Annotated in this window: 13 protein-coding genes; 6 read left to right on the top strand and 7 right to left on the bottom strand. The window is 36.4% G+C overall.

Features of this window, described 5'->3' with window-relative positions; all coding sequences use genetic code 11:
* Window positions 1-84: 84 nt before the first annotated feature.
* The gene (locus ATK78_RS04310) at window positions 85-1,821 is read right to left on the bottom strand and encodes a cysteine peptidase family C39 domain-containing protein (protein WP_133574807.1); all 1,737 of its coding nucleotides are present in this window, start codon (window positions 1,819-1,821) and stop codon (window positions 85-87) included.
* A gap of 165 nt (window positions 1,822-1,986) precedes the next feature.
* On the opposite strand from ATK78_RS04310, the gene ATK78_RS04305 reads away from it, so the two are divergent.
* The gene (locus tag ATK78_RS04305; protein ID WP_133574806.1) at window positions 1,987-2,712 is read left to right on the top strand and encodes a LytR/AlgR family response regulator transcription factor; all 726 of its coding nucleotides are present in this window, start codon (window positions 1,987-1,989) and stop codon (window positions 2,710-2,712) included.
* A gap of 46 nt (window positions 2,713-2,758) precedes the next feature.
* On the opposite strand, the gene ATK78_RS04300 is transcribed toward ATK78_RS04305, so the two are convergent.
* The 4 genes from ATK78_RS04300 to ATK78_RS04285 all read right to left on the bottom strand — a co-directional run bounded on the left by ATK78_RS04300 (window position 2,759) and on the right by ATK78_RS04285 (window position 5,497).
* Complete coding sequence (locus tag ATK78_RS04300) at window positions 2,759-3,304, bottom strand: hypothetical protein (protein ID WP_133574805.1); 546 nt, start codon at window positions 3,302-3,304, stop codon at window positions 2,759-2,761.
* A gap of 2 nt (window positions 3,305-3,306) precedes the next feature.
* Window positions 3,307-3,816 (bottom strand): RNA polymerase sigma factor, encoded by a 510-nt coding sequence (locus ATK78_RS04295; protein WP_133574804.1) that lies wholly within the window; start codon window positions 3,814-3,816, stop codon window positions 3,307-3,309.
* Window positions 3,813-4,817: a DUF3887 domain-containing protein gene (locus ATK78_RS04290; RefSeq protein WP_243732432.1), complete on the bottom strand. Its 1,005-nt coding sequence runs from the start codon at window positions 4,815-4,817 to the stop codon at window positions 3,813-3,815. Before ATK78_RS04290 ends, ATK78_RS04295 begins: the two co-directional genes overlap by 4 nt.
* A gap of 77 nt (window positions 4,818-4,894) precedes the next feature.
* The gene (locus ATK78_RS04285) at window positions 4,895-5,497 is read right to left on the bottom strand and encodes a helix-turn-helix domain-containing protein (protein ID WP_133574803.1); all 603 of its coding nucleotides are present in this window, start codon (window positions 5,495-5,497) and stop codon (window positions 4,895-4,897) included.
* A 503-nt stretch (window positions 5,498-6,000) separates the two neighbouring features.
* On the opposite strand from ATK78_RS04285, the gene ATK78_RS04280 reads away from it, so the two are divergent.
* The 5 genes from ATK78_RS04280 (at window position 6,001) to ATK78_RS04260 (ending at window position 11,482) form a co-directional block, all read left to right on the top strand.
* Entirely contained in the window at window positions 6,001-6,216 is a 216-nt protein-coding gene (locus tag ATK78_RS04280; RefSeq protein ID WP_133574802.1) for a hypothetical protein, read from the top strand.
* Between the two features lie 84 nt (window positions 6,217-6,300).
* Window positions 6,301-7,317 (top strand): NHL repeat-containing protein, encoded by a 1,017-nt coding sequence (locus tag ATK78_RS04275; RefSeq protein ID WP_133574801.1) that lies wholly within the window; start codon window positions 6,301-6,303, stop codon window positions 7,315-7,317.
* 11 nt (window positions 7,318-7,328) lie between these two features.
* Entirely contained in the window at window positions 7,329-7,934 is a 606-nt protein-coding gene (locus ATK78_RS04270; protein WP_133574800.1) for a thioredoxin domain-containing protein, read from the top strand.
* A 3-nt stretch (window positions 7,935-7,937) separates the two neighbouring features.
* Window positions 7,938-8,801, top strand: coding sequence for a GLPGLI family protein (locus ATK78_RS04265; protein WP_133574799.1), 864 nt, complete (start codon window positions 7,938-7,940; stop codon window positions 8,799-8,801).
* Window positions 8,798-11,482 carry a TonB-dependent receptor gene (locus ATK78_RS04260; protein ID WP_133574798.1) on the top strand — a complete coding sequence of 895 codons (2,685 nt, stop codon included), beginning with the start codon at window positions 8,798-8,800 and terminating at the stop codon, window positions 11,480-11,482. The genes ATK78_RS04265 and ATK78_RS04260 overlap by 4 nt, the downstream gene beginning before the upstream one ends.
* A gap of 27 nt (window positions 11,483-11,509) precedes the next feature.
* Here the strand turns inward: ATK78_RS04260 and ATK78_RS04255 are convergent, their stop codons facing one another.
* Entirely contained in the window at window positions 11,510-12,082 is a 573-nt protein-coding gene (locus tag ATK78_RS04255) for a hypothetical protein (protein ID WP_133574797.1), read from the bottom strand.
* A gap of 312 nt (window positions 12,083-12,394) precedes the next feature.
* Window positions 12,395-12,919 (bottom strand): PPC domain-containing DNA-binding protein, encoded by a 525-nt coding sequence (locus tag ATK78_RS04250; protein WP_133574796.1) that lies wholly within the window; start codon window positions 12,917-12,919, stop codon window positions 12,395-12,397.
* Window positions 12,920-13,009 lie beyond the last annotated feature (90 nt).

Raw genomic sequence — 13,009 nt, 5'->3', positions numbered from 1 at the left:
AGCGGTACCGATAAACGTCGGTACTCGTTTCTGGGGCAGTTTCGTTGCAACCGGCTGCCCCTTTTTGCAAAATTCTTGGTAGGGTTAGTTAATCAAGTACTTGATATCTTCCAATCTATAGGGATCGGGTAGTTTATACCCATTGATTAAAATGGTTGGTGTAAACGCAATTTCAGTTAAATTGCACCATGCTTTTTGTTTAGCCGTAACTAAAGCCATTTCGACGCTCTCAACGCTCTCAACGTTCTCAACGTTCTCAGTGGTCTTAGCGGTGTTATCAAAGCGATCAATAGTTTTAACGCTCTCAACGTTCTCAACGCTGTTACTTTTCTCAACGCTCTTGGGTTTAAAATTAACAGGGTATTTCGATGCCCAGCTGTCATACTTTTTACCGCTTTGCTTATACCAGTCGTTTAGTGCACGACTTACTAATTTAGTATCGTTTAATAAGCTTAATGCAGTTACATGACGTGCAATTTTTGTACGATCATCGTCGTCGTGGTCAGCCGTCGTAAAAATTATTTTAATATTGATGTCATCACGCACACTTAACCATTTATCCAGGGTTTCATGCGCTTTAGCGCAAGGTCCGCAGAATGGGTTTGTAACCATTGTAATCGTAGTTTCGGCATTTGGATTACCGAGGCTAATTGGCATCAGGTCGTCTGGTACAGCGTATCGGGGCTGACTGGTAAGTGCCTGATTAAATAGTTCGCTGTTGTACTTAAACTTTAGAAGCTGCTTTTTCATGGGGTTAAATTGTGCAGACTTCAACAGACCGGGTTTCAAAACAGACCAGGTTAGAATTGGCGTTAAAAAGCAGAAGACAATAGCTGGTATTGCAGATGGAGAGTAGTCAGCAACCTGAATCATGAAAAAGTTTAAGTCAGGTAGATCTGAAAACCAGTAGCTACTTAGTGAAGTCAAAAATTCCAGCAATAGAAAAGCCTGAATGAAGCAGCACAGTATACACCAGTTTTTATGCTGGTATTGATAGTTGATGGAGAAAACGATAAAGGGTAGGCTAAAAACATTTAATAACTTTAGCAATGGCAGGCTGGCAGGAATGAGCAGCAAGCTTAAAAAAGAACCTGAAAAGTAAAAAAAGCCCACATCACTCCAGCTAAGCCAGGGAGTTAATTGTGCTGCATCAGATCTTAAAATCACATTGCAGTTATTTTTACTACCCAGGCTGCAGAGATTTTGTATCAGCGGATTATTTGCATCAATGCTATGCATTAACAATAGAATGCTTGTTGCTGTGCCGGCTAATTTAATACCTAATAAAACGAAGTAGCTCCAGCCATGTACATTATTTATGTTTAATAAGACAATACCTAAAATCACCAGAAGCAACAGGGGAACCTTAAGCCTGTTAAAACTTTCTTTTAAGCGATTGGCCGGGTAATTTTCTTCACCGCTATTTTCGTTAACATCGGCAGACAATACAATGCCACTCCAGATCTTTAAGAAATCTTGCTCAGACATGTTTTTCCGGATACGCTCTTCATCACTGTAAACTATCCTGCCGTCGGTTAGTTCATGTACCATCATGTAATAACCACCATTGGTATTCAGGTGAGCTATAAATGGAAATTCGAGTTCATTGGCATCATAATCCTTCCTGCTGATCTTATATGCCTGATTTGGAATGTTCCATTCCGTTAAGCAGTCACTTACTGCTAATAAGCTTGGATATTCAGGATGCTCTTTTAAACAAGCTTCAACAGTACCTGGATTAATTTTTACGTGTAATGCGTTAATAAGCAGACAAGCTACCGCAGTAGCATTGTCTTTCTTTTTCATAAGTAGATTAGGCATAGGGACCAAATTATATCTAAGTTTAAGGTCTGCCCATTTCAAAAAAAAAAATATTATACTAACCGTTAGTTTATTTGTACGATGGCATGGTTACTGTGTATTAATTCATTTCCAAAATAGAATTAATAGATTAACTTGCATTACATAAAAGATTAACTAGCTGTTATGGGGTTCAAATGCGTAATAATTGACGATGAGCAGTATGCTATTGATGCACTGGTAAATTATATCAACCAAATACCTGATCTGGATCTGCTCAAAACTTTCACTAATCCAACAGAAGCTTTAAGTTCCATTAGGACGGAAGATCAGATCGACTTCATATTTATTGATATCGAAATGCCTGATATATCGGGTTTAGAACTGGCTCAGCATTTAAGAAGTAAGACCAGGTTTCTAATCTTCACAACCAGTCATTCAAGCCACGCCATTACTGCATTTGATCTGAATGCAAGCCATTACCTGCTTAAGCCGATTTCCTTTTCAAAATTTGCGTTAACCATCGCTGATCTGATAAAGGATAAGGAAACTATTATATTACCGCAAAAAAAAGAAAAACATTTATGCTTCATTAAGGCCGATCATAAGAACACCTACAATTATATTGATTTTGAAGATATTGTATATGTCGAGGCAGCAAAAAACTATGTCATCATTTATACCTCAAATGAAAAAGAGAGGTATATGACCCATATGGGATTAAACCATGTCGAAGCCGCTTTAAACAGCAGTTTTATACGAATCAATAAATCTTTTATTATTGCTAAAAATGCAATAAAGAAAGTGGAAGGGCATAATATTAAATTGAAAAATGGAAAAGACCTTCAACTTGGTGATGTGTATAAACCTGCATTTCAGCTATTTTTAAATGATAGCATTTTGAAGCCTTAACAAGGTAACATAGCCTTGCCCTGCTTTTAGATATAATAAAGGGCTATTAAGTTGATAACATATCCAATATATTATTGAGATTTTTTATTCGTTTTTCCCAGATCTTATATAAAAGGAACAACTGAACAATGCAAATTAGAATAATGGCGGCCAGCGAATAATACCTGGCCATATTGAATTGTATAGTATAACTGAAAAATACCATCAGACCAGTTACAAATACAATTCTGGAAAGGATAGTGCTTGCGGCATACTTTTTAATGCGATGAATATATTTTTTTAAAGAAGCCGTTAGGCTTTCTCCAACCACCAGATGTTTAGCCATATGATATCCATATAAATTATGAAGGATGGGTATTAAAACAGAAACAGCCAATACAACATTGATATGAACGGGTCTGGAAGCGCCATCAAACATAGTATAATAGCAAGCGAGAAAAGCAATCCAAAAGGTTACCTCTATAATCATTTGTCTTTTAATTCCTTTTAAAACAGGGTGCTTGTTTTCTTTCATCATGATCACGATCTCGCTGTTTGTTTTTGCAAGTGGTTCTGCAGTATTCCAGGTAGATTTAAGGTCGTCTAGTTCCATCGTTATTTATTTAATGCTGTTTGGATTTTACTTTTAATTCTATTGATTTTAACACCGACATTGTTTTCTGTGATACCAATGATTTCGGCAATCTGCAGATAGCTCAAATCTTCAAGGTAGAGTGTGATTAGTGCTTTTTCGCTGTCGTTCAGCTGTTTTAGTGCTTTGAATAGCAGTTCCTGACGTAATTCATATTCTTCGTTAGGCTGTTCTTCTGCTAAATCAGGCAATACCCCGGTAAAGCTGATCAAGGGCTTTTTTTTGCGAAAGGAAGATATTGCTGTATTCAGGGCCACCCGGTAAAGCCAGGTACTTACTTTCGAGTCACCTTTAAAAGAGGAAAAGGACTTCCAAAGTTGAAACGTGATTTCCTGGAACAAGTCTTCACGATCTTCGATGCCATCGCGATACATGCGGCAAACCTTATGGATCATTCCGTTATGCGTTCTAATTAAAGACAAGAATTCAGCTTCAAGAACCTGGTCATGCTTTTGCTCATGTTCTTTTTTCATCGCTGCTTAGCTTCAATTATCCGATCGCCTTTAATGGGTGAATAATTCATTTTGGTAGTTCCATTCACATCAATTTTTTCAAAATAGCATTTGATGCCAGTAGCCTGAAGCAAATCATCAACGTTCTGCAGGTGAAAGTGCAAATGTGGTTCTGATGAATTTCCAGAATTACCGCACAAACCTAAAACCTGTCCCTGTTTAACCAAGTCGCCCTGCTTAACCTGTATTGAGTTTTGCTTAAAGTGCGCCAGGAAAACAAATTCATTGTTTTTAGTTTTCAAAAGAATCGAATTTCCAGGAATATACAAAGGGTTTGCAACACCAGGAATGTTGTCTTTTATGCCATCAACGGCTACAACTATTTCTCCGTCACAAGGGGAGAGGATTTGTTGTCCAAAAGCATAATAGTCTTCATTGGTTTTACCATTAGATTTGAAAGATTTATTTGCGCTATTGGTCATGATGATATCAAAAGCGTTTTTCTGAAACTCAACGCCGGCATGCTGATTAAGTTCTTTGGTATCGCCGCCCCAAAACACAGTCCATTCTCCCTTAAAAGGGAGGTGCATCGCAGTGGTATTTCTTTTCGATACAGTTGATGTTTCTGGAAGATAGGGCTTTACAAATAGGCCATTAATCTGATTATTTTCATCTACAGCGATATTTATAAGTAATTGACCTTTCTCAAACTCCGTTCTATAAACTGAAAAAGCATTATCGTATGCGGTAAAGTTATAGCTTTCTATATTCCCGTATTTGCTTTTTAGAGAGTGCAAGAAGGCATTGGTTTTTTCAAATGGCAAACTGGTTTTGGCCTGTGAAGAGAACATACCATAAATACTGTCAAACTTTGACGCGTTGTAATACTTCTTAAAATTTGAAAATGATTGCTTGCTAATGGCACTTTCTGCCTGGGGAAATGCAAAACCAGATAACAGGCAGAAGAAGATGGTAAGGGTTGCTTTTTTAATGGAGTTAAAAGGAAATAATTTGATCATCATAATTGGATTTGAACCATTAGTGGTCAAACTTCCGAAAACATTACATACTGTGTTAATTTTTAAAAAGTTTTACCAAATTATTTTAAAAAGCGGAACGCTGGCAGGTAGACAACCTTTTTACCGTGGTAACTTCTAATTGTGTTAATAATGATCATGATGATATTGATAAGATATAACAAGGGTACCAACAAGATCAATATTTCCATTTTGCCTATACCGAAGCTAGAAATGTCTGGAAGTGGAATTCTAAAATTTCCAAATGCCATGACAAAGAATAAGATATAACCGGTAAACAGAAGGAGGCACCAGGAGATCTGGAAGTTTAACAAGCGTTTGCCAATTTCATTTAAACTTCTAACCCGGTCTTTCTTTAACATCCAAATTGCAAGGGGAATAATAATTCCAAGCAATGGAAAAGCAATAAAGCTCAAGGCCGACAAATTGAGAAATGCCAGCAGACCGGTATCTTCCTGCTCTGCCCAGTCGATCAGTTCATCAGGAGTGATGTTAAACGCATTGGCAATTCTTTTTAAAGTATCGCCTCTTGGTTCTACTTCTCCGCCTTCAATTCTTTGGACGGTTCTTAAATTAATCTGTGCAATATCTGCCAGTTGTTCCTGACTTAACCCTTTACGGCTACGAAACTCTTTGATTCTTTGTGCAAGTTCTGTATTCTTCATTTTCTTTTTATTTGTTGCTGTAAAGGTATGTGAAGGTACAATTTTTTGTTTGCGGCTTGTCTACGGCATAATTACGGCAAAGCTGTCTAAGACGAATAGAGCTTGTTTTTCGGCGTTTGATCTCGCAATGTTACCATATTTGTGTGAATAATTGATCAGATTACAATAGCAACACGATTAAATCCTCATGATTTTTCATATGGTGAAGGAATTGCAGGTGAATGGAGAGCGTAGTGAAGAAAAATATAAGAATTTTTAGATAAAATAAGGCTTGTATTCTAATTAGATGCGGTTTATAAAGAAATTCGTTCGCTTTTATGCCATTAGCAAATAAATATGCGCTTTATAAGTACCGGGAAATACAAGTTATCCCATGTAAGCGGTATTTCGTACAAACTTTCGGTGCGATTGTATAAAAAAATTTGCAGTTATATTCAATATGGGAATATTTGTTTATTAATTAATCTAAACAAAACCCAAGCATGAAAAATTTAATTAAATCCATGGCACTAATGTTATCCGTAGGATTTCTTAGTGTGGCGTTTATCGCGCCAACAAGTGCTAAAGTAGAAGCGGAAGCAGCAAGATGTTCGCCAACGGTTTGTACAACTACATCAGGAATTGGCATCTGTTGTCTTGTAGCAACAGATGGTATGAGTTGTTCTCCTTGCGGGGCTTTCGATCCACCTACACCTCCAAAAACACCTGAGCTTAATTAATTGAATTTCTAACCAATTAAAGCTATACCTAATGTCGGCTATATAGTAGATCGGCATTAGGTATGTTTTTTTAAAGCATAAATTATGATAAAAAAAGCTACAGTTATATGTGTTATAATCCTTTTAATGATCTCATGTCAAAAAAAAGCTCCCCAAAAAATAGCATTTGAAAAAGCTTTCCAAATAAAAGATGAAATTGTAATTAAGGAAACTGAAGAACTAAAACTAAGTGGGGTACAAGACCCTCTTAAGGTAAAAGATAAAATTTATATTCCTTCGTACTCCACCAATAGGATATATGTATGTGATTTAAAAGGTAATCTAACAGATGTGATCAATAAAAATGATGAACTCGCACTCAGACTTCCCTCCCAAATTGGTTTTTATAGGGAAAAAATCTATGTGAATGATCAAGGAAACCATCAGATTCAAGTCTTGGACCTGAACTATAAAAAAGAATCAATAATCAAGATCTTGGGTCAGACTGATAAGTTTTTTTTAATCAGGGATAAAGCAGATAAATTAAATATTCTGGCCCATGGTACTCAGCGGGATGACAAGGAAGTTGTATTGTTCAAAAAGTTTAACGATACCTATCAGCAACTGCTAGCATTTGCAAGTCCTCCAAGAGCAAATATTGCCACCTGGAGAAGCTGCCTGGATAGTGCAGAAAATGTATATCACATAAACATAATTTATAAAAATATAGATGTCTACAACATAAATGGCGAGTACCTGAGAAAGATTGAATTGAACTCGCCAACGTTGGAAACACTGTTGGACAGTAAAAAGCTGGATGATTTGACACCAACAGAAATCATAGCCTACTTAGAGGATAAATCTTATGCCTTTATTAGGAACATAAACATTTATAAGGATTATATCTTTATTCAATATGAAAATTCGGTTCCTAAAACGTCAAAGTATGTATTAGATATTTTTAATACAAATGGAGATGTCATTTTTCCAGGGATTGAAATGGATGATCTGATATTGGGGGTAGAAAAGAATAAAATGACTACGCTTAATAATGAAGTTCAAAAAAGTGCTTCAGATAAATCTGGTAAAATCACACTAAAAGAATACCAGATAGCCCTCTAAATTTTAATCAAATGAAAAGACAAGAATATTTTAAATATCTGGCTATTTTAATTCTCTCTATTGTTATAAGTTATGCCATATATGCAATTAGGGAATCAAAAGCAACACCTTTAATCGCAAAAGCAGAGATAGCAAAGCCTTCGTTGCCGGCAAGTGAGATTAAAAATTTATTACCAAAGTCAATTCCGTTAGGAGCAATACTTTCTTTCAAGAAAACAGAAGCCGGTAAATCTGTTAAACTTCAAATAAAGAATAACCTGGGCCAAAACCATCTATTTGTGCTAATCGGTCAGGGCGATTGCTATGATTGTTATAAAGATGTACCTTTTTGGAACAGTACGCAGCACCTTTATGATTCACTGAAAGTTTATGTTGTGATCAGTGGAGGCAATGAAAAGTATATGAAGGATTTTATCACGGCCAACGGCATAGATGTTCCTGTTTTTATAGATACAGAAAATCAGCTGTTCCCGGTTCTGAAAAAAATACCAAATGTATATACGCCAATCGTTCTGTTTGTAAACAAGCAAGGCGATTTGGTATCTGCAACAAATTCCAACTATGGTGATTTAGGTAAGCAGGAAGTCTTTGTCAAGTTTTTAAATCGTAATCTATAGAACATGAAACGATATATCATCCTTATCACAATGGTCCTGTTCAGCCAGTTATTGAATGCTCAGGACAATATCAAAGCCATATCTAAAATACAGTATGAGTTTAAGCATGTTGATGACACCAGCCAACCCGATAATCCTTATGTAGAAGATGTTTTTGTACTGATGTCACAGGATGTAAGTATTCAGAAAAGTCTCACCGTCCAAAATGTTAGAAATTCGATTAATGATATGATCTACCATCCAAAAAAAAATGAGCAAGGTATGGTCGTTTTTGGAGTTCCTAAGATTGACAAGGATGCATCATCTTATGAATATTTAAATAACATCAAGGATAAAGAATATGTATTGCTCAATAATATCTATGATACCTATTATATTATAGATCAGGATTACCCGGTAATCAACTGGGAACTGTTAAATGAACAAAAGATAATAGGCGGGTATAATTGCCAAAAGGCGAAAGGACTATGGAAAGGGCGTACCTACATAGCCTGGTTTACCTTAGAGATTCCTCAGTCTTTTGGTCCATGGAAACTACATGGATTGCCTGGTCTGATCCTGGAGGCTGAAGATGAAAAAAAAGAAGTCAGCTGGTCGTATGCAGGGTTTGAAACCGTAAAGGATACAGTCGGGCTGATTAATTATCCTAAAAAAGCCATTAAGACCAATGAGGCCAAATTCAATAAACTGTATGATGCACTGAAAAAGAATCCGGATGCAGCATTTAAAGCTGCCCAGGCGGCAAGCCCCACGGGACAAGTTATGCTTACCAATATGTACGTAACTGGTTTCAGTTCAGGAAAACATAAAAAGGAAAACTATAAAGCCAAAGTCATAAACAATCCTATAGAAATATTGAAGAAGTGAGCAGACTTTTACGGGTTTATCATTTAATAATTATAGCCATACTCTCTGTACCGGGTGTTTTAAATGCTCAGGTCTACAATTTTAATGGATCCGTAAAGTCAACCAGTGGAATTGCCGTAAGTAACGCAACAATAACCTTAAAGCTTAAAGATGCTAGCCTGGCACTGGGCTATGCCACTACAGATAACACCGGAAAGTTCTCTATTACAACAAAGACAGAACAAGCTTTAAGCAATCTTGTATTAGAAGTTAACCATCTTAGTTATAAGCGTAAACAAATACCAGTGCTGGACAATGTATTTCGTTATGATGTTGTATTAGAAGAATCGGCTGCACTTTTGGATGAAGTCGTAATTAAAAGCAGGCCAAAGGTTACTCAAAATAAAGATACCATAAGTTATCATGTGGAAGGGTTTGCAAAAAAGGAAGACCGGAGCATAGGAGATGTGCTGAAACGGATCCCTGGAATTGAGATTGGTGAAAATGGGGAGGTTAAATTTAACAATAAGCCCATTTCAAATTTTTATATTGATGGAGACGATATCCTGGGCGGCAAGTACGGCATTGGTACAAAAACCATTCCTCATGGCATGGTAGACAATGTTCAAATCTATGATAACCATGAACATGTAAAGGCATTAAAGAACAAAAACAGCACGGATAAGGTTGCGCTCAACCTGGAAATAAAAGATGATGCCAGACTAAAGCTGGTAGGAAATGCAAAAGCTGGGTTCGGACTGCCAAAGAAATACGATCCGGAGGTAAATGCGATCTTACTGAATAAAAACTACAAGATGCTTAATGTAGCAAAGGGTAACAACATTGGAGATGATCTTTCAATTGATGTACTCGATCTGCTATCGGGGCCCGCTGTCGAAAATTCGAAAATGCTGGTTAGCTCAAGCACGGTCTCAACGCCATATGTTTCTAAAAAAAGATATTACGATAATAATTCCGGGATGCTCAATGCAAACAACTTCTTTAAGTTTAAGGATAGTTTACAGTTAAAGACCAACCTCAGTATCTTGCGCGATAAAAACCAGATTGCATTTAACAGTCTTAATGATATTTATACCCAGAATGGAACGGTTCGTTTTTTAGAAAACCAATCTGGCTATAAAACTTCAAATTTAAATAGCCTGACTGTATCTGCGGAAAAGAATAAGGCAGATTATTATTTTCAGGATGAGTTTAGGTTCCGATATAATGAGAACAGAACGAGTTCGAGTATCTTCGACAATGAGAATGCCTTTGCGCAACACCTAAAGGATAGATCGCTAATCTTTTCGAATAACCTAAGTTACATTCCAGTCCTGAAAAATAACAATACCTTATATATAAATTGGAAATTTACTGCCAATCATGCTCCTCAGCAACTTGAACTTAGTCCGGGCATTCATGAGGATATTATAAACGGGGGGAATCCCTACCAGCAGCTGCATCAACAATCAAGTATCTCCGTTTTTTCAAACCATATTTCGGGAAACTACCGAATAAATAAGGGTAAAATTAACCAATCTTATGGCTTAACACTGCAGAGCAATTACCAAAATCTTAAATCAGATATTGATATTTTAGAGGGTAGTTACAAAGACTACCAACAGGGGTCAAATGACAATTCTCTCAAATGGCAGGATCATTCAATTACCGGAACAGGATTTTTTGAATACACCGAAAATAGGATAGAGGCCTCGTTATCTCTACCTGTAAAATCGCTCAACATCAGCTATCGGGATACTTCCTTTCAAATGAAAAAATCAAAGAATTATTTACTGCTCAACCCGAACGTGAGGTTTAGCTATCGGGTTAATTCCCAGGATCGCCTGATACTTAAATACAATTCCGACTACTTTATTGATGATATCACCACTTTATACAGGGGATATGTGTTCACCAATTACAGAACATTTCGCAACAATGAAAACAATGGCCTGGCAGAACAACGCAGCCACGCTTTGAACATGGATTACAACATAAAGAGACCTATAGAAATGTTCTTTGCAAACATAGCAGCCAGTTATTCTATCGTAAACAGAAATGTACTTACTTCAACTATAGTATCAGATAATAATATACTACAACAATCAAATTTGTCATATCATAACCAGATCAAATCTTACGGCATAAATACCACTTTAAGCAAGTATATCTTCCCCATAGGTACAACGCTCACCTTAAAGCCGGGTTGGAGCCACATTCAATTGAAAGAATTGATTAACAATGACATTTATTCAGTTCGTTACAATAACTATGAACTATCTGCAAATATCGATTTTCAATTGTTTAAGAAGATTGGTGTAGAGCATAGATCGAATATCAGGTACATCAGCAATAACTTCCGCCTGGCCGGTGCAGGTGGCTCATATCAGAGCCAAAAGAATTATAATTACAGGCAGTCTATAAGTGTTAAATACGCCCCTGCAGACAACTTTTTTATCAATGTGGAAGGTCAATCCATACACATAACTCAAGAGCGCCTGTCTAATATCAATATCTATTTTATTGATGCTAATTTCAGGTTAAAAATTCCGAATTGGAAAGCAGACCTGGAACTTAGTGTAACCAATATTATGAATAGCAGAAGCCTGACTACTTACTCTATTAATAATACGTCTTTTGTAAATAATGAATATAGGTTGAACCCCAGAATGGCAATTTTTAAAGTGTTTTTCTATTTTTAGGATGCTCAAATCTAAAGCATAAACCGATTAATTCAATATCCTGTAAGTCAAAATATCCGTTCCTTTAACTTCAAAAATCAACTTTTTTATATTCTGCATCGTTATTAAGTTATTGTCGTTGAAATATCGGGAATAGGCAATGTAATCACCTGAGTCAGCTTTCCCATCTATTACATACATGTGCCAGAAATTATAGCCGGAGGGAAGTGAAATAATTACCTTTCTTCCAGCAGTCAACTCAGCATCAATAGTTTTAAATAACTGGTTAAATGGAAAGCTATCGCCCCTTTTTAAATTGAATTGATGTTTAAATTGAATACCTTCAATAGTTTTACCATCAAAGTTATTGAAAGTTCCATCGGTCTTTTCTTTCCAGTTATTCTGGAGTTTGTAATAATCCGGAAGCACCTTTTTGTTGTATTTTAAAACCAGCTCTACACTCATCGGGATACAAGATGAATTATAGATCTGTTTGTGGTTAACTGCAGCATCATGGATTGACTTTGCCCTGGGTTTATGGGTTGTTTTTTTTTGTGCATAGCTGATTGCAAAACCAGTTATCATCAATAGAAGAAATAGAAAGTGCTTTTTAAGGATCATTTAGAGTATAGTTACTTATATCCCTAATGTAATCATTTCGGGTTACATTCGTAAAAGTATTAAATGCGCTTTGAATGGGTCGCGAGTAAATTAGTTTAGTTGTTCAGGACAACAAGTCAAATAATTACTAATACTTTCTAATTCAGGAACTTGAAGCGACATCAGGGATCTGATAAAATAAGAAGCGGGAATGATCTCCGACCATTCCCGCTAAATCTAAATTAACGCTCTCACCTATATAGACGCTAACTCAGGCTAAATATTGTGTTAGGCGTTAAATTACTGCATATTTTTTTAATAGCTCCTGCAGTTTTATTTTAAACATGGCAGCTGCAGCACATTGGCATTTAATGGCTGCTCTATTTTTCGCTCCAGCTTTTCCTGATTAAGTGTAATATAAACTTCCATAGATCCCGTTCCTACCACCAATGAAAGAATGTGACCGCCATAAGCTTTAAACTTATCATCCGTCGCCACCCCGTGTATGTGTATAGATGGTTTTCCATCGCTCCATGCAATGGAACCAGTAAGATTACCCATTTCAACCTTGCTGAATGTTTTAGGATCAAATTCTTTTGATTTAAAATCGTAAAATCCAAAAGTAACCGCTTTGGCAAAGCCGATACCAGTAAAGTTTCCGGAAGGAAGCTGTTCCATCTTAGCCAGATTTTCAATGGCGGCAATTACATCATCAGATTCCCGAAGCACCATCAAATAACCTGAGGATGTTTTAGTATAACGGCAGTCGGAATTTTTGTCTCTTTGTTGCGCTAATAGTGCGCTTGTCGCCCAGCACATCAACATGGTCAGTACAATTGTTTTTCGAGATAAATGCATTCTATTAATGTTTAATAGTGAATAATGAAATTTATCACGAAAACTCTGCCAATTATTTACACCTTCATTTATAATTGTAACAAAGTTGAA

The organism is Pedobacter metabolipauper (assembly GCF_004362715.1).
Taxonomy (GTDB): Bacteria; Bacteroidota; Bacteroidia; order Sphingobacteriales; family Sphingobacteriaceae; genus Pedobacter; species Pedobacter metabolipauper.
Note: the sequence above shows the minus strand (reverse complement) of the source record. Positions and strands in the feature narration are given on the sequence as shown.

What these genes read in the sequence shown, in the direction of transcription:
- ATK78_RS04285 (WP_133574803.1), bottom strand. Translation starts at nt 5,497, where the DNA reads ATGAAGAATACAGAACTTGCACAAAGAATCAAAGAGTTTCGTAGCCGT.
- ATK78_RS04255 (WP_133574797.1), bottom strand. Translation starts at nt 12,082, where the DNA reads ATGATCCTTAAAAAGCACTTTCTATTTCTTCTATTGATGATAACTGGT.
- ATK78_RS04290 (WP_243732432.1), bottom strand. Translation starts at nt 4,817, where the DNA reads ATGATGATCAAATTATTTCCTTTTAACTCCATTAAAAAAGCAACCCTT.
- ATK78_RS04275 (WP_133574801.1), top strand. Translation starts at nt 6,301, where the DNA reads ATGATAAAAAAAGCTACAGTTATATGTGTTATAATCCTTTTAATGATC.
- ATK78_RS04280 (WP_133574802.1), top strand. Translation starts at nt 6,001, where the DNA reads ATGGCACTAATGTTATCCGTAGGATTTCTTAGTGTGGCGTTTATCGCG.
- ATK78_RS04270 (WP_133574800.1), top strand. Translation starts at nt 7,329, where the DNA reads ATGAAAAGACAAGAATATTTTAAATATCTGGCTATTTTAATTCTCTCT.
- ATK78_RS04265 (WP_133574799.1), top strand. Translation starts at nt 7,938, where the DNA reads ATGAAACGATATATCATCCTTATCACAATGGTCCTGTTCAGCCAGTTA.
- ATK78_RS04250 (WP_133574796.1), bottom strand. Translation starts at nt 12,919, where the DNA reads ATGCATTTATCTCGAAAAACAATTGTACTGACCATGTTGATGTGCTGG.
- ATK78_RS04310 (WP_133574807.1), bottom strand. Translation starts at nt 1,821, where the DNA reads ATGCCTAATCTACTTATGAAAAAGAAAGACAATGCTACTGCGGTAGCT.
- ATK78_RS04300 (WP_133574805.1), bottom strand. Translation starts at nt 3,304, where the DNA reads ATGGAACTAGACGACCTTAAATCTACCTGGAATACTGCAGAACCACTT.
- ATK78_RS04295 (WP_133574804.1), bottom strand. Translation starts at nt 3,816, where the DNA reads ATGAAAAAAGAACATGAGCAAAAGCATGACCAGGTTCTTGAAGCTGAA.
- ATK78_RS04305 (WP_133574806.1), top strand. Translation starts at nt 1,987, where the DNA reads ATGGGGTTCAAATGCGTAATAATTGACGATGAGCAGTATGCTATTGAT.